The organism is Streptomyces sp. NPDC002446, assembly GCF_053595675.1.
In genome coordinates this window covers 98,290-114,407 of the sequence record NZ_JBSFYC010000013.1, presented here as the reverse complement: position 1 = coordinate 114,407, position 16,118 = coordinate 98,290, and the positions used below count along the sequence as shown (strand labels likewise).

The following is a 16,118-nucleotide window of genomic DNA, read 5'->3' as shown; positions in this document are numbered from 1 at the left end:
ACATGACCGCGCTCATCGCCCGGGCTTTCCGTAGAGCTTCATACGCTCAGGCCGGGGTGTGCGCCGCCGGCCGGACACAAGATCCTCGCAAGCGACCGCGATGGACCACACCAGATCGTCGTGCTGACGACGGAGAATCGTGACTCGCTCCACCGCGCCAGGGTCACCTTCGACCAGTCGCTCGGTGTGCATGATCCGAAGCGTCTGCACCGAGAGTCGGTCAAGCGCCGAGCCGATCGACTCCGTAAGGGGAGGCAGGTCCTGGTTCGCACCCCACGACGCATCCAAGATTCGATCGACCTGCTCGATGAGTGCATGGCGACGGCTGTTGAGTTCGTCGATCTCCCGCTTGATGGCAGGAATCTCCCCATCCCGAGCTTGCCGCACCCGATCCTCGGCGTCCCACTGTCGGCTGTTGACCGCATGCAGCCGGTTCAGCGGCTGCAACAATTCCGGCGAGCACGGAAACGGCATCCGGGCGAGAGCATCCGCGCACCATCCACCTTGCCCGCCTGCCAGGTCGAGGCAGGACGCACCCGCCATCATCGGAGCGCGCGGATCTCCTTCCAGCTCACCGGTGTTTACGACCAGCCGAGCGGGCGTCATGGTCATTGCTGGTGATCCCCCTTCGATATCTCGTTAGGACGGCTCCTGCCGACCGTCATTGAAGACCGCCTCAAGCACGGGCAAAGGGGCCTCGCCGATCTCATGGCGAGGTCTATCTGGCCGCTGTGCTCAACGCTCCCCCATCCCACCCGAGGTGGCACATCACGCCGGTAATATCACTCACGTAATCCGGCGCCCCACGAAGGCGTGGGACCCGACCGATGCCTCGGAGCGGTGTCGATTTGGGCGTCGCCAAGGTGCGGTTGGCGCAGTCGGCAACCGGTCAGCGCTGCTGCGTCGCTTCGCTCAGCGGCTGCCAGCGGTGGGTCGGCACGACGACGCTTGTTGTCACGGTCAACAGGCGGGAGCAACGGTCAACGCGGTGATCGCCGCGAGCACTCGCGGCACATCGTCGAGCCCGTCGAGTACGACATCTGCGCCCGCGGCGGTGAGTTGCTCCCTTGTGGTCTTGCCCGAGGTGATGCCGATGACCGAAGCGCCGCCTTCGAGCCCTGTACGGACGTCCTCAAGCGAATCCCCAATGATCACGCTGTTGGTGCGTGTGAAGACCGTGCCGTGCTTGGTCTGCGCGCGCTTCTGTGCGACGCCGACGAGCGCGGGCCGGTGGTCGTCGTCAGAGGCGAACCCGCCGATCTCGGTGTCGAGGTATCCGTCCAGGTTGAAGGCCGCGAGCTTCAGCAGCGCGTTCGGCTTGAGGTTGCCGGTGACAGCTGTCGGAATCCAGCCTTCGTGATCGTGTACGGCTTGGAGTGCGGCGACGGCTCCGGGCATAAGGACCCCTTGCTGGCGGAGGTCTTCAGTGTGAGCTGCGAGCCGCTTGGGCAGGAGCTCCACCATTCTCGGCAACAGCTCCGGGACTGCCGTCTCCGGCACGCCATTCTCCAGGAGCAGGGTGCGGATCGCGAGGGGCATGGTGACGCCGGTGCCCCGCGCTGGCAGGCGCTCGGCTGGGCGGCCGACGACTTCAGCGAAGGCCTCGCGGTACACCTGACGGTCGATGTCGCCGACGTAGAGCAGCGTGCGGTCGATGTCCCAGAGGACGAGGGTCTGCTGGTCCTCGGTCACGTTCAATGCCTTGCTCCTGTCACGGCGGCGGCACGGTCCAGTAGCTCTTGAGCGTATGTGGTGTCCCCCACCGCTTGTAGGTCGCCGAGCATCGTCTCGACGTGCTCGTTGAGCCGGGCCGACTGAAGACGCTCGGCGAGTTCGAGCGCCCTGTGTGCGGTGTCGCACCCTGCTTCGACGTCCCCCTGCCGAAGGTGAGCAGATGCGGCCCTGGACAGGAACAGTGCTCGCGTGCGCTGGTCCGCGGGGTTGAGGGAGTCGTGCGCCTGGGTGAAGCTGGTGACCGCCCGCTGCGGCTCGTCCAGGTCGAGGTAGCAGCTGCCAGCTTGGCCGTGAATCTCACCCTCGTTGATCCAGTACAGCCAGTGCGGATCGCGTTCAGAGCGCCCCTGAGCGCACAGCTCGGCGGCTTGCCCGAGCGCGGTGAGCACTGCCTGGCGTTCGCCGAGCTTTGCGTGTCCGCGGGCCTGCCGGGTGAGCAGCATCGCCTCCAAGGCGGGGGCACCGAGGTGCTTGATCTTCTCGCGCGACGCCTGCGCCGCGGTTACGGCATTTCGCGGCTCACCTGTGGAGTAGCCGTGGATTGCCAAGTAGGAGAGAGCCCCGGCTCCGAGCCGTGCGTCGCCGGAGGCTTTCGCCGCGCGGAGCGCGGCGAGAAGGTAAGCGGGGGCGCGGTCCCTGTGCCCGGCGTCGAAAGCGAACCATCCTGTCTGGATGGCGGTGTCCGCGGTGATCGCGGCGAGCCGCCGACCGGTGTCCTCGTTGTACGACGCCTGCTCGACGAGTCGCTTGAGGAACGCCAAATGAGCGTCGCTGAGGTCGGCCAGAGTGCCGCTGCCGGCGCTCGCGTCCGTGATCCGCAGGTTGTCTGTGGTCTCCTGCAGGCTGTCGAGGAGCTTGTGCGTGAGCCGACTGCCCTCCGCGGCCCGAACCAGCGGTTCGGCTTCGGCAGTGCTCCAGTGATGTACGAACGCGGTGAGCGCCAGGCCGCTCACCGCAAGGAACCGTCGGCGGTCCATCGCGCTCCCTCCAACCGCGGTGCCGAGTGCCGCCACCATACGGCTCGCCGTCCACGGCAAGGCCGGATCGAGGTCCCCGGAGTACAGGTTCCGGGGCGGATGGATGCGCTGCGGAAGAGGGAGCGGAGCCAGTTCGGGGGGAACGCCGAGACCGGTGAGGAACTCGCCGATCTTGTCGATGTTGGTGAGGCGACGGCGTCCTGACTCAAGCATGGACAGGAACGCCTGGCTCAGGCCGGTCATCTGAGAAATGTCATCTTGACGCAGCGCCCCCTGCTGGCGGATCAGGCGTGCCGCCCTGCCGAAGTCCCACGACGCTAGGGCTTGCTGGACCTCTGGGCTGCGCCACACGCGTTCTGCAACGGCGGGGGCGTGTCGGTTCAGATTGTGAGAGCGAAGGCAGGCCGAGCACAGCGTTCCAGAGTTGTACTGGCTCAGTTGGCAGCCGCACTGTTCGCAGCGCCGCGGCGACTGCGCTAGCACCTATGCCTCCCCGTTGAACAAGTTCTTGGGGTCTCAACTACCCCTGAGAAAAGTGAAATCACTCCAGTGATATCACCTGGGAAATGTGTGCACCGGGCGTTTTCCCATCACTCTGGGACCCCCGCAGCGCACGGCGTCGACGAACCGCCTGAGAGCGGATCATTCGGGCGTATTCCTGGCCCCACGTGCTGTGGATCACCAGTTGACCCTGAACCTGTCCACCGGAGTCCAAGGTGTCCTCGGCCCGATACGTACGGATGGCACAGTCCCTGGCGCTGGATCGCCCGCGGGAAGCAGCGTGGCGGTCCCTCCCGCGTTGTGGACCGTGAAGAAGGCCGGCCTGAACGTAGGCCACGCCATCGTGTGCGTCCTGTTCGACGTCTTCCTGCCGGGAGCTCCGCAGCGCCGAGCACCAGGGACGGCGTGCAGGGCGCGGTCCAGCTGATCAAGAAGATCGACTTTAGACCGACCGTCGGGGCGCTGGCGAGGTTCTGGCTCCCCTCCCTTTGCCCCCGGGCCCCGGCGGTCTTCCACCTCCTGATGTGACCCGAGGACCTTGATGACGCCGATACCAACTGTGCCTCTGAGCCTGGCTGTGGGTTCGGCCACCACCGCCGCGGCCCTGGTGTCCATGCCCCTCGTGCTGACCAAGACGAGTGAGCAGGACGACCTGGCCGTGCGGGGAGTCGTCCACTGCGCGGGACTTCAGCGGCTGTACTTGTACGAGCGAGGGCGCCGTGGGTGGTCGTGAACCGGCTCTGGACCGGCATCCGGCCCGCGACGACGCCCAGCTACGGGTGGTGGTCGAGGACGCGGCGATGGGCCGCTGGGAAGGCGCGCGGGAACTGCTGGCTGCAACGGGAGCAGACTGGGACCGGCGCATCTTCCGCCTTCAGATCCTCGCCCGTGTCGGAGCACGGCTGACGTTTGCTGACACGTGGGCGCAGGCCGAGCCGCACTCTCCGCATGCTCTCGCCCTCCTGGCCCATGTCCTGGCCCTGCGGTCGATGGCCGGCGGTCGTGCACGGGGGCGCAGTGAGGCGATGGAGCATGCCTGGGTTGCCTGTGATGCCGCCGCGGACGCGATGCCGTGCGATCCGTCACCGCACGTTGTCATGCTCGCACTAACGCGCTTCCACTCGCCTCCCCGAGATCGTCAGTGGCGTGCGACGGTGCGGCAGCTGTGGGAGCAGGTCAAGCAGTGCGATCCGTGGAATCGCGAGGCGCACCACGAGCTCCTCACCTACATGTTCCCCTCCTGGCACGGCACAGGAGGGGAGATGTTCCACTGGGTGCAGGAACGGTGCACTCACGCCCCGCGCGGCCTGCCGGTGCATGTCCTGCCCCTGGTCGCCCTCGCCGAGTCGCACCGGCAGCGTATGCAGGTGGAGGGGCACCGCTACGGACTGACCGTTCATCCCTGGACGGACAATCCGTCGACCTGGCAGGCGTGGGACAACTGGTGGTCCTATCGAGCCCCGAACAGGCCGCACGCCGCATTCCACGAGGACGCCAACTACCTCGCCCACGCCCTGTCATTCGCGAACCGGCACCGCGAAGCCGGCGAAGTCTTCGACGCCATCGGCCCGTACGCCACCGACGTGCCGTGGAGCTACTGCGGAGACGCCCGAACGCTCTTCAACCGCCATCGTGCCTGGGCTGTCAAGGCTTCCGCGCCGTAGCCCGCACCGTCACCACAGAGCCAGCCGCCGTTTCCGGCCCATCAGTGAGCTCCGACGAAGATGAAGGAATCAGCCGAATGCCCTTGGACATACCAAGCGTTACCCCTTCGGAAGAAGAGCGCCTCGCCGAACTCGGCATCACTCAGACCCTGGACCGTTCCATGTCCGGGCGCCAGAACTTCGCCGTCTCGTTCACCATCATCAGCATCCTCTCCGGCTGCCTGACCATGTACGGCTTCGGTATGAACACCGGCGGCCCTGCCCTGATCATGTGGGGCTGGGCCATCGTGGGTCTGATGACCTTGTTCGTCGGGCTGGCCATGGCGGAGGTCTGCTCCAGCTACCCGACGAGCGCCGGCTTGTACTTCTGGGCCCACAAGCTGGCTCCCCGCAGGTCGGCGCCCGCCTGGGCATGGTTCACCGGCTGGTTCAACACCCTCGGCCAGGTCGCCGTCACCGCGGGCATCGACTTCGGCGCTGCCTCATTCTTGAACGCCTACCTGAACCTTCAGTTCGGCTACGCCGCCACCCCCGGGCACACCATCACGCTCTTCGGCATCATCCTGGTGCTGCACGCCCTCGTGAACACCTTGCGCGTACGCATCGTGGGCTTCTTCAACACTGTCAGCGTCTGGTGGCACCTGATCGGCGTGGTAGTGATCGTCGGCGCGCTCCTGCTCGTCCCCGATCACCACCAGACCCCGAAGTTCGTGTTCACCGAGTTCGTCAACAACACCGGCTGGGGATCTGCCGTCTACGTCGGCTTGATCGGCCTGTTGATGGCCCAGTACACCTTCACCGGGTACGACGCCTCCGCCCACATGACGGAGGAGACGAAGAACGCCTCGGTAGAGGGGCCGAAGGGGATCGTCCGCTCCATTCTCGTCTCCTGGGCGGCCGGTTTTGTGCTGCTGTTCGGCCTGACCTTCGCCATCCAGTCCTACACCGGTGCCCTTGAGTCAGGGACCGGTGTGCCGCCGGCGCAGATCTTCATGGACGCCCTTGGCGAGAGCACCGGCAAGATGATGTTGCTCATCGTGATCGGCGCCCAGCTGTTCTGCGGCATGGCATCGGTGACGGCCAACTCCCGGATGATCTACGCCTTCTCTCGCGACGGTGCCCTGCCCTTCTCCAAGGTGTGGCACAAACTGCACCCAGGAACGCGTACCCCGACTAACGCGGTCTGGCTCGCCGCCGGCGGCGCCTTCGTGCTCGGCCTGCCCTACCTGTTCAACAGCACTGCGTACGCGGCCGTCACCTCTATCGCGACGATCGGTCTCTACATTGCCTACGTCATCCCGACGCTGCTGCGGCTGCGTCAGGGGGATTCCTTCCAGCGAGGCCCGTGGCACCTGGGCCGCTGGTCCAAGCCCGTGGGCGTGCTCGCGGTGACCTGGGCCGTAGTGATCACCGTGCTGTTCATGCTGCCGCAGGCCGCCCCGGTGACCATCGAGACATTCAATTACGCGCCCCTCGCGGTCGGTGTGGTGCTCGCCTTCTCCGGTACGTGGTGGCTTGCCTCCGCCAGAAGGTGGTTCCTCAACCCGAGCCATCCGAAGAACAGCACTCCACCTCTGTCCGTCTCGCAGGGAGCGACGCGCTAGCTGACCCGTTGACGGCCTCCTGTGGTGGCGGATGGCTGGGGCAGCGACGACGTTGCGCTCTCGCTGCCCCAGCGATTCCTCGATCACCCCTACCTAACCCACGGCATTTTTGTAATCACCCAGAGTGTCGAGTGTTGCTGACAGAAAGGTGCACCACCGTGAAGCCCCTTCCCACCGCTCACTGCAGACTGCTGTCCGTGGTGACCGACACCTACACCGTCGTCGCTGAGCACCCCCGGCGCGACTCGCTCCGTTCATCGGTGTGGAAGATCAAAGGACTGGATGGAACACGGCGGTTCGCCAAGCAGAATGCCGGCGACAGGCTGCACGGTCGTGAAGTCGACGCGTACGACCACTGGACCGCCGCCCTTGGCCCAGACCGCACCTCGACGCTGGCTGCATCGGAGGCCGAAACGCGGACGCGGCTCATCACCGCTGTCCCGGGCAAGTCCGAGTACACCCGCCGTACTGTCGGGTGGTGACGCACATGCAGGAAGAGACCGTGCGCGGCGACGTGATCCTCGCCAAGGTCCTGTCCGACCGGTACGGCGTCGACGTGGACTCCGCTGAGCTTGTGCCGATTGGCACGGAGACCATCAACCGGCGCGTCACTCTGTCCGACTCTCGCCGGATCTTCGTCAAGCAGTACCGCACGTCCGCCGACGTGCGGCAAGCCAAGACCGCGTGGGCCATGTCGGAGTTCTGTCGCGCCGCCCACGTGCCCACCCCAAGAGTCTGGCCCAACCGGGACGGCGAGCTCCTCACACTCGTCGACGGCACCGCCTGGGTGGTGACCGATGAAATGCCCGGCCGTGTCGCGACCGAGCCGATGACCGTGCCGCGCGCCCAGTGCATCGGTCTGGTGCTCGGCCGCACGCACTTAGCCCTGGCGTCGTATCCGCCGCCGGGGCGTATCCGCCAAACCAGATGGCGGAGAGCGCCCCTCGACACCGCGCTCGCGGCGACCGAGGTCGTCCTGGCCCGCGCGACCGAACAACGTGATCCGCGGCTTAACCAACTTCGTGGGGAGCTTGAGCAGCGCCGAGACGACCTGCAAACCCATGTGCCTCGTCTCCGCAGCGGCTTGCCCGAACAACTCGTGGTCCAGGCTGGGCACGCCGACTTCACGCGCACGAACCTCCTGGCTCAGGAGGACGTGATCACTGCTGTCCTGGACTTCCAGGGAGAGACCTGCCTGCTTGCATGGGAGTTGGGGCGCGCAGCGTTCGACCCGCGCACCGTGGCGAACAGCCCGTCCTGGCGGCAAAGAGCTATCCGCCTGGTAGGGGCCTACCTGGTAGAGAACCCCCGACTGCCCTATGCCGACGTACGGGCCTGCGCCCGCGTTGCTCTGCTGTATCTGCTGTTCAGCCTGTACGGGGCCACCACCGCCGAACATGGGCTGCTCGCCCCGGCGGAGGCCGACCTGCGGCGGTACTGGAGCGAGCGACAGGTCACCATCCGTCGCCTCCTCGACGAACTCGAAGACATCGAAGCCGCGCTTGCAGCGATCAGGCCGCGCAAGTGGGACAGGCCATGACGAGAGCCCGTCCTATCCGAACTGCTCGCCCGTGGTGAGCTCACCGCTCGGAGGCGGTCCGCGGGCCAGGCGCTGGCGGTGCTCACGTGACCATGCTGTCGACTGCGTTCCTGCGCTACATGTCCACGTACGCGACCGGCCGCCGCGACCCCATTCAGCTTGGGCGCCCGGTCGCCGCTGGCAAGGAGACACATCATGCCTCGGAGGGAGTGGCAACTCCCCTTGGCCATCATTGTGATGGCATATGTCAGCAGCATGCGACGATCGAGGTGGCCCATGAGCATGGCGGGAGCAGTAAGGCTGATGATGACCGAAGTCCTGGTCCGACGGTTCACCCCAGGATTGCGCGCCGAGCTGGAGCAGCCGCTGAGCTGCCCAACGTGCGGGCAGTGGGAGATGCTGACCCTCGTAGCGCAGGGGCGAGACGCGCATATCGAGTGCTCCTCGGGCCATGCATGGACGGACTCGTACATCGTGGCCTCAACGGTGCGCCAGATGGATCACATGGCCGCGATGGGGGCGCCGGTCTGGTGCCCAGGTGTCAAGGTCTACGAGTCGCTGGTGCCGCGGTTGGACGAGGATCAGACTCTCTACCACGAACCCGCGATACCCGAGGCGCTGGACAAAGGCGAGTTCAGGAAGCGGGATTGGTGGATGGCCAGTGCCGCAGCTGTGGCAGGGTGGCCGGCCTTCACCGAGTGCCTCAGGTTCGCCCGGAAGCTGACGATCCATGCGCTGCCCGCCTGCGGAAGCCTGTACGAACGGCTGTACCCACGTGCTGGAGGCAGCGCCGTGGACGCGCACATGAGCATCGTGGTCCTCGCCCTCGCCATGCTCGAAGCCGCCTACCAGGCCGACACGACCAACATCGGCCGAGTGCCGCTCTCGGACGTGGAGGCCACGCTCCGCCCTGAGTGTGCTGGAGTCCTGCGAGGCATTCGGCCGCCGTCCCATCGCCGCGACTACGCCTCTCACCTACGGGTGACCGATGTAGAGCGTCTCGAAGAGGCCGACGGTGCCGAGTGGGACCGTTGGTGCCAGGCCGCTACCGACATCCTCAGCTACCACATAGAGGACCGGCGGGACTGGCATCGTCACGTCGCTGGACGCCATACCGAAGACGACGAGATCACTGTCTCCGACTGCTGCGCGCAGATGGACCTCCTTGACGACGACCTGACTTGGTATGTCGCCCCCGAGCCCTCCTCAACCGAGTAGGCGAGGTAGCGAGCAGCTACGGCCTGTCCAACGGGGCGTGACTTGGCTCCGTCGACTCCGGCCGCGACGCCTGCTTGACGATGTGGCGGAAGAGCTCACGAGCCACATCCGGGTCGTCGAGCTGCCACTCGTGGCCGACCGGGCACTTGAGCTGCGGCGGGCCACCGACGCAGCCCGTGACGACGAAGTCCCGTTCGGCCTCGCACTCCGGGCAGCGGATCACCTCTTCACGCGGCTCGTACGGCACCGGCCAACTGATGCTCGACTCGTCATAGCGGGGGCGAGGTGGCGGAGGCACATCGTGATGGAAGATGCGCATCGTGCCGTCGACTGCGACCCGCCAGTGCTCGCCCTCACGCTCATCCGACACGGCTGTCTCCGAGGATCTGGTGGCTGGCAACGGCGTCGAGCAGCGTGACCACCTCCGCCAGCGCGTCTCGGCCTGCATCGGTGCCGGCCAACGAGGGGGCGTCCAGCAGCACGGCGGCCCGAGTGAGCACCGGATATAGGCGGCAGTCGTCGATCCTCGATCGTGGCCCTGCCTCGCGCAGGACGGAGGTGATGGCTTCACGTGTCAGTGCGCCGTCCACGGTGACCCCCGCGGACAGGATCTGCGCGACAAGCTGTTCCAGCGAGGACGGCACCCACTGCCCCGACTCGCGTGCCCTCGCCAAGTCTCGGGTCCACGTCCTCAGCTGATCCATGAGGCCACGATCCCACGCCCGCCGCTTCGGCGGCACCTCATTGGCCATGCCGCAGTGTTGCGCAGAGTGCACAGCGTCTCGGCTGCCTCCACAGGACCATCCGCTATGCCGGAGACGCCAGCACCCTTGCGCTCGTGTCACCAGGCGTTGCATTCATGGCCTGGCTGTCCGATCCGGGAGCACCGCGTGCGGGGCCGGTCGGCGGTGAGGAAGATGGTGCCCTGCGCGATCCAGTGGCCCGTGCCGACCAGGGCGTCGTCTCGTGTGTCGTGCGCCAGCACGCGGAACTGCGGATACTCCTGCGGTGAGAGCCGCAGGAGTACGGCGGTCCCCAGGTCCGCGATGGCGGTGCGAAGCTCTACGCAGGTGTCGACGGAGATCCGCTTCGCCGGCTCCAGGAAGGCCAGTCCAGCGGCGAGGGGTGTAACCCAGGTGAAGGGCTGATCCATCGAGTCGGCTATCCGGACGCTCAGCGTTACGGTGAGGGTCCGATCGGTGGGGTGGTTGATATTGGCATCCGCCTCGCGGTGGCGCATCAGGCGGCTTCCGGCCTGGCCGCAGCCGGCCCGACCTGTTGCAGTGCGGGGCTCGCCTCGTAGTGGGCATACGCGCGCGCGAGGCGCCGGAGCCTGCGTGTTTCGTCGCGGAGGTCGGTAAAGGGTTTCGGTTCGTGCTCGCGGTGTGCTTGGCGAGGCGTGGGCTGCCAGTCGCTCCTCTTGGCCTGTACCGCGGCGGCGAGGATCGCGGCCTCTACGATCGCTTCGGAGTTCGGGGAGTCGAGGCGCTTACCAGCGGCTCGCAGTGCCTGTTCCGCCGCTTTCTGGACGGCCCGGGAGTGATACGGGCGCAGGGCCAGGATGCCGTCGGAGATCTCGATGACGCGACGGTGGAGGAGGTAGTCGGGCGAGTCATGGCCCGTGGTCCCGGGTAGCGCGACCTGCGGGTTGAGCGAGATCAGCTCGGACCAGAGCGGTTCGAGTTCGGCGAAGCACACCTTCTCCCAGATGCGCCAGCGCATCTGGTGCAGGGGCCAGGTGGCCGCTGGCACGGTGAGGCCGAGGACGACGAGCAGGGTGGCGGTGCCTGGGACCGTAATGGTGAACAAGCATGAGGTCGGGGAGGACACAGAGGCGCACGTGGTGACGGGCGCCGGTACGAGGTCCCAGCAGAACCGAACGGACAGCACCATGGTGATCTTGAACGCGCTGTACAGCAGGCTGATGGCGAGCCCTGCCGCGGCGGTGAGCAGGCCGAGGCGCAAGTAGCGGGACCGCGACGAGCGGGCCCGCCGCCAGGTCTGGCGCAGGAATTCCGCCGTCGCGACGGCCAGGTAGAACGTGCAGAGCAGGGTGAACAGGCCGAGCGTCGGGTGCATGTAGTCCAGCACCGGGGCGGCGGGGCCCCTCGATCTCGCCGAGGTCGCCAGGTACAGCACGATCACGGTGGTGGTGACCGCGACAGCCGTGGCCAGGTGGATCCGGATTCGGCGTCGGGCCTGTGCCGGTGGGCGGTTGAGGCGGAGCAGGAGGAGGCGCAGGCTGACCGCGACAGCGAGAACGGTGACGTTGCTGGTCAGGAGGGCCAGGTCGGGGCGGAGGCTGTTCTCCCACTTCTGGACCTGCGGTGTGAAGGCGAGGAAGGCTGCGGCGAAGGCGGCCATGACCCCGCTGAGTTGGGCCGCGCCGTCGGGACGCTGGTGGCGTCCCGTCAATCCCCAGTACAGCGCTGCCAGGCAAGCTGCCGAGGCGCCGGTGAGGAAGAACGCGGTCACCATGTCGCGGGGCCGGCGAGAAGCGTCTCCCAGCGATCGACCGGTCGTGTCGGGTGACCGAGAGGCTTGTGTAGCCCTTGATGGGCGCGCTGGACGATGAAGGAGGCCAGCATCTCGGCCTCGCGCTCATGCTCGGTGGTGTAGCTGGTGCGCCCGGACATCCTGCGGATGTCGCCGGGCTGGACGGCGTCACCGACAAGGTGGGCGTTGTCGCTCAGCGACAGGGTGCCCGGGTGGTCCCACAGGATGTGACTGATCTCGTGGGCGACGATGTGCATCTGGTGATGAGCCGATGTCCCGGCTTCGTAGAAGAGCCAGTCGGCGTCGTCCGTGGCGACCCAGATTCCGCAGGGGACGTTTCCCCCGCGGTGTGCGGGCAACGGCTCCAACTTGATCGGCCGGTCACGCAACTGGGCAACCGCTTCGCACAGCTGCTCGGCGTCGAAGCGCTGAGGAAGGTCGAGTTGCCGCAGGCGCTGTTCGCATGCCTTCCGCAGCTGGGTGTCGTGCATGGTCGTCCTGTCGGATGCCGAGCTGTGAAACGGATCCCCACCCCAACCGGAATCATCGACTCCAGTTCTCATCAAGGGTAAGCATCGGCCCACCACGGTCCAAAAGGATCATTCGAGCGGAACGTGATCAACCGGGCGAGCCCCCGGTCAGCTGTCGGATAGCCCTTCGGACTTCCTCACACGCTCGATCACGTCGCGCACGAGCTCCATACCTTCGGGCGAGAGGCCATCCGCGCGCAGCGCGACCTGCCTGATCCCGGCGTTCCGCATGGCTGCGCGGAGGGCCGCCTCGGCGGGGACGTCCGCTTCGGCGCGGTCGTCGAAGAAGTAGGCCGTCGGCACCCCGAAGAAGGAGGCCAGGGCCTGGATCTTCCCCATCCCATGATCCTCGGACACGGCCGCCCGCATCTTCTGGATGGTCCGGACCGACACTTTGCCCTTGCCGGACTCGGCTATCAGCCGGGCGACCTCTTCGTTCTTGTACGGACGCCCCTCGGGATGCAGGACCGTACCGAAGAGGTGATTGAGCTTCTCCGCGAGGACGAGCGCCCGCTCCTCCGCCTCTACCCCGCCACCCATCTGCATTCTCTCCAAGCTCGCACTCAACGTGATTCGACGCACTTTCCTGCGCGGCCGCCCGATTTACCCCGATCTGGAGATTGACCGCCGCCGCTTCTCGCAGTGTACGTTGACCGCGTTCGCGCAGAATTCTGCGCAAGATCGATGCCGTCGGCGCCCTCCTCCCGGTGGAGGCGGAGACGACTGGCCCAGCCCGTTCCGGCGCTTGGTGGCACGGACGGGTCATAAGCAAGAGGAAGACCTATGTGGTGGCGAAACCGCGACCCGCTCGCCCAGGCGATGTCGCTCCTGCCGATGGTTCCCCGCCAGCGTGGTGCCGCAGAGGACAGGCGCCGGAGACTGAGCCCGTTTCGTATGCCCCGCTTCAGCCGCGGCGGCGAGCGGGATCTGCAACGGCGGCTTCGGCGCCAGCTGCGTGCGCTGGACATCCAGCCGCCGCTGAACGTGATGGCGTTGTGCCGTGCGCTCTCCGAAGAGCGGGGTCGGCATATCGAACTGCGCCCGTACCCTCTGCCCATGCCCGGGCCGCTGGGCCTGTGGGTCGAGACCCCCGCCGCGGACCTGATCGTGTACCAGCAGCACACCACGCGGCTGCACCAGGACCACATCATCCTGCATGAGATCGGGCACATCCTGGCCAACGACGACAACAACGCTGGGGACCAGGAGGATCCGGCGGAGGGTTGGTGGGCCGCAATGCTCCCCAGCCTCACCTGCGGCGGTGTCCGCCGCGTGCGGCAGCGCTGCGCCTACGATTCCGAGGAGGAATGCGAGGTCGAGCTGACCGCCACCATCGTCCTGGAGTGGTCCTCCGTGCTGGACCGCATTACTCCGGCTGTCGCCCAGGACCCTGCTGTACGCCGGGTCAACGCGGCCCTCGGGGACCGGCGGGGGTGGCTGTGATGGTGAGCACCGTGTTCTTCGCCGCCCTCGCGACGGCCATCGTGTGGAAGATCCGCCAGATGGTCCGGGACCCCCGCAACGCCCCGCTGCGTTCGGTGACGCTGTGCCTGGTGTGTGCCGCCGCGTCGCACCCCCTGGCTCGGCCGGGCGGCTCCTCCGGAGTGGACGCGGTCGCCGGCCACGGGGCGGCCAAGCTGCTGCAGAACGTGCTGCTGCTGGCGACGGTCTTCTTCCTGATGTGCTTCTACCTGTATTCGGCCGCCGATGAGCAGGGCGGACGGCGGCGCGCTCGCCGGGAGGGAGTCGGCCTGCTGGTGGTGATCGCCGCGCTGGTGGCCATCGTCGAGAGCGACTCCCACCACCGGCTCGTCGGGAGCTTCTCCACCGCCGACATGACCATCCCCCAGGTGGCCGGCTTCTACCTGCTGGCGGGCCTGTACCTGATGTATGCGCTGAGCGCGGCCTTCTGGTGGACGCGCCGGTACGCGCGCCTGTCGCCCCGGCCGCATTCCACCGGCCTGTGGATGGCCGCCGTGGGCATGGCGGCGATGGCGGGCGCCTGCGCGGTGCGCGCCGTCTTCGTGGTCATCCGGAGCACGGGCGGCACGGTCCCACCGGCCGTGAACGCCGCCGTCGCCCTGCTGCTGGTGGTCTCGATCATGCTTTTCGTCGTCGGGGTCAGCTACCCCGTTGCCCGCGCCCGGCTGACCGTCCTGCGGATCTGGTTCCGGCACCGGCGCCTCCACCGCCGGCTTCAGCCCCTGTGGCAACTGCTGGCCGAGGCGTATCCGGACACCGTGCTGCGCCCCACGGCTCGGTCGTGGCGGGATCGGTGGCGTGCCCGGAGCGTGCACCGCCGCTACCACCGTCGTGTGGTGGAGTGCCGTGACGGGTTGGTGCGGGTCAGCCCGTATCTGCTGGCCCTGCCCGCACAGAGCGCCCCCGGTGCCATCCTGGACAGCGCCCCGCCCGAGGTACTGGCCCAGCGCCTGCGCGAGGTCCTCGCCGAAGGGGCCCCGGGCGCATCAGGCACAGTGGAACCGGTGGCCGCGGTTCCCGTGGCGATCCCCGCCCAGCAGGGCCGGGACGCCGATGTTGAGCAGCTGGTGGCGCTGGCCGATGTCCTCCGCGCCCCCGCCCTTCGAATCGAGTCGGCTGTGACGGCCGCGAACCACCGTGAACCAGGGAGTTACGCATGTTGATCTGCGCCGGACGAGTCCTGACCGGGGCGAGGGGCCAGTACGTGACCGACGGGGCGGTCCTGATCAAGGATGGTGCCATCGCGGCCGTCGGGCCCCGCGAGGAGGTCGAGGCCCTGGCCCCGGCAGGCGGGCCGCGCCTGTACTACCCGGCCGGCACGCTGATGCCTGGACTGATCGACGCGCACGTGCACCTCGCCTTCGACGGCGGCCCCGATCCCGTGGCCACGCTGCAGGGGCAAGACGACGAAGCGCTGCTGGAGGACATGCGTCTGCGCGCCGAGCAGCTGGTGCGCATCGGCGTGACCACCGCCCGAGACCTGGGCGACCGCGGCCACCTGGCGCTGCGGCTGAGTGAGGAGATCGCGCAGGGGACTGCGCCGGGGCCGCGCATCATCTCCGCCGGCATCCCCGTCACCCCTCCCAGCGGCCACTGCTGGTTCTTGGGCGGCGAGGTCTCCGGTATGCAGGAGATCCGCGACCTGGTCCAGCGCAACGCCAAGGCCGGGGCGCAGGTCATCAAGGTGATGGAGACCGGCGGCGGGCTGACCAAGGGCGGCGCCGCAAGTCACGAGACCCAGTTCACACCTGAGGAACTCGGCGCGCTCGTCGAAGAGGCCCGCGCTGCCGGGCTGCCGGTCGCCGCCCACGCGCACGGTGTCGACGGCATCGCCGCGGCTGTCGAGGCTGGGGTCGACACCATCGAGCACTGCACCTGGATGACCGCCGACGGCATCGAGGTACGCGACGACGTCCTCGCCAAGATCGTCGAGAAGGGCATCTACGTGTGCCCGACGGTCAGCCCGCACTGGAAGATGCTGCCCCGCTTCTTCGGGCCGGAGCGCACCGAGGCCATGTTCGGCGCCGTCCGGCAGATGGCCGAAGCGGGTGTGCGCCTGATCGCGGGTACGGATGCGGGGGTGCAGCGCGCCGGACACGACGGGCTGATCTCCGCGCTTGGGTTCTACGAGCACCTAGGGGTGCCGAACGACCGCGTTCTGGAGATGGCCACGACCCAGGCCGCGCACGCGCTGGGCATCGCCGACCAGACCGGGCGGATCGACCCCGGCTACAGCGCCGACCTGCTCATCGTGGACGGGGACCCCCTCACCGACCTCACAGCACTGGAGAACGTGCGGGCCGTGTTCGTACGGGGCGTCCGGCACTACCAGCCCGGCCAGGCATAGGCGCCGGCATGCGGCCGCACAGATA

At 67.5% G+C, this 16,118-nt stretch carries 17 protein-coding genes; 8 read left to right on the top strand and 9 right to left on the bottom strand.

Going from position 1 to position 16,118, the window contains the following annotated elements:
• Nucleotides 1–12: 12 nt before the first annotated feature.
• The 3 genes from ACWD6P_RS10770 to ACWD6P_RS10760 form a co-directional block, all read right to left on the bottom strand.
• Complete coding sequence (locus ACWD6P_RS10770) at nt 13–612, bottom strand: DUF4254 domain-containing protein (protein ID WP_451443688.1); 600 nt, start codon at nt 610–612, stop codon at nt 13–15.
• A 348-nt stretch (nt 613–960) separates the two neighbouring features.
• Entirely contained in the window at nt 961–1,692 is a 732-nt protein-coding gene (locus ACWD6P_RS10765; RefSeq protein ID WP_451443687.1) for an HAD family hydrolase, read from the bottom strand.
• 2 nt (nt 1,693–1,694) lie between these two features.
• A complete protein-coding gene (locus ACWD6P_RS10760) occupies nt 1,695–3,062 on the bottom strand; it encodes a helix-turn-helix domain-containing protein (protein ID WP_451443714.1) in 1,368 nt (455 codons plus the stop codon).
• Nucleotides 3,063–3,931: 869 nt separating this feature from the next.
• Here ACWD6P_RS10760 and ACWD6P_RS10755 point away from each other — a divergent pair.
• The 5 genes from ACWD6P_RS10755 (at nt 3,932) to ACWD6P_RS10735 (ending at nt 9,238) form a co-directional block, all read left to right on the top strand.
• Nucleotides 3,932–4,876: a hypothetical protein gene (locus tag ACWD6P_RS10755; protein ID WP_451443686.1), complete on the top strand. Its 945-nt coding sequence runs from the start codon at nt 3,932–3,934 to the stop codon at nt 4,874–4,876.
• Between the two features lie 77 nt (nt 4,877–4,953).
• Nucleotides 4,954–6,480 (top strand): amino acid permease, encoded by a 1,527-nt coding sequence (locus ACWD6P_RS10750; RefSeq protein WP_451443713.1) that lies wholly within the window; start codon nt 4,954–4,956, stop codon nt 6,478–6,480.
• Nucleotides 6,481–6,677: 197 nt separating this feature from the next.
• Entirely contained in the window at nt 6,678–6,962 is a 285-nt protein-coding gene (locus ACWD6P_RS10745; RefSeq protein WP_451443685.1) for a hypothetical protein, read from the top strand.
• 5 nt (nt 6,963–6,967) lie between these two features.
• Nucleotides 6,968–8,020 (top strand): phosphotransferase enzyme family protein, encoded by a 1,053-nt coding sequence (locus tag ACWD6P_RS10740; RefSeq protein ID WP_451443712.1) that lies wholly within the window; start codon nt 6,968–6,970, stop codon nt 8,018–8,020.
• A gap of 195 nt (nt 8,021–8,215) precedes the next feature.
• Entirely contained in the window at nt 8,216–9,238 is a 1,023-nt protein-coding gene (locus ACWD6P_RS10735) for a hypothetical protein (protein ID WP_451443684.1), read from the top strand.
• A gap of 16 nt (nt 9,239–9,254) precedes the next feature.
• Here ACWD6P_RS10735 and ACWD6P_RS10730 read toward each other — a convergent pair whose 3' ends face one another.
• The 6 genes from ACWD6P_RS10730 to ACWD6P_RS10705 all read right to left on the bottom strand — a co-directional run bounded on the left by ACWD6P_RS10730 (nt 9,255) and on the right by ACWD6P_RS10705 (nt 12,831).
• Nucleotides 9,255–9,608, bottom strand: coding sequence for a hypothetical protein (locus ACWD6P_RS10730; protein ID WP_451443683.1), 354 nt, complete (start codon nt 9,606–9,608; stop codon nt 9,255–9,257).
• Nucleotides 9,598–9,942: a hypothetical protein gene (locus ACWD6P_RS10725; RefSeq protein WP_451443682.1), complete on the bottom strand. Its 345-nt coding sequence runs from the start codon at nt 9,940–9,942 to the stop codon at nt 9,598–9,600. Before ACWD6P_RS10725 ends, ACWD6P_RS10730 begins: the two co-directional genes overlap by 11 nt.
• Before the next feature lie 137 nt (nt 9,943–10,079).
• Nucleotides 10,080–10,478, bottom strand: coding sequence for a hypothetical protein (locus ACWD6P_RS10720; protein WP_451443681.1), 399 nt, complete (start codon nt 10,476–10,478; stop codon nt 10,080–10,082).
• Nucleotides 10,478–11,716, bottom strand: a complete 1,239-nt coding sequence (locus ACWD6P_RS10715; protein WP_451443680.1) for an MAB_1171c family putative transporter — start codon at nt 11,714–11,716, stop codon at nt 10,478–10,480. Before ACWD6P_RS10715 ends, ACWD6P_RS10720 begins: the two co-directional genes overlap by 1 nt.
• Nucleotides 11,710–12,225, bottom strand: coding sequence for a regulator component (locus tag ACWD6P_RS10710; protein ID WP_451443679.1), 516 nt, complete (start codon nt 12,223–12,225; stop codon nt 11,710–11,712). Before ACWD6P_RS10710 ends, ACWD6P_RS10715 begins: the two co-directional genes overlap by 7 nt.
• A 147-nt stretch (nt 12,226–12,372) precedes the next feature.
• Complete coding sequence (locus tag ACWD6P_RS10705; RefSeq protein WP_451443678.1) at nt 12,373–12,831, bottom strand: hypothetical protein; 459 nt, start codon at nt 12,829–12,831, stop codon at nt 12,373–12,375.
• A gap of 327 nt (nt 12,832–13,158) precedes the next feature.
• Between ACWD6P_RS10705 and ACWD6P_RS10700 the strand changes: the two genes are divergently transcribed.
• The 3 genes from ACWD6P_RS10700 to ACWD6P_RS10690 are packed head-to-tail and all read left to right on the top strand — an operon-like array spanning nt 13,159 to nt 16,093.
• The gene (locus ACWD6P_RS10700; RefSeq protein ID WP_451443677.1) at nt 13,159–13,707 is read left to right on the top strand and encodes a hypothetical protein; all 549 of its coding nucleotides are present in this window, start codon (nt 13,159–13,161) and stop codon (nt 13,705–13,707) included.
• A complete protein-coding gene (locus ACWD6P_RS10695; protein WP_451443676.1) occupies nt 13,707–14,909 on the top strand; it encodes an MAB_1171c family putative transporter in 1,203 nt (400 codons plus the stop codon). The genes ACWD6P_RS10700 and ACWD6P_RS10695 overlap by 1 nt, the downstream gene beginning before the upstream one ends.
• Complete coding sequence (locus ACWD6P_RS10690; protein ID WP_451443675.1) at nt 14,903–16,093, top strand: amidohydrolase family protein; 1,191 nt, start codon at nt 14,903–14,905, stop codon at nt 16,091–16,093. Before ACWD6P_RS10695 ends, ACWD6P_RS10690 begins: the two co-directional genes overlap by 7 nt.
• The last annotated feature ends 25 nt before the right edge of the window (nt 16,094–16,118 follow it).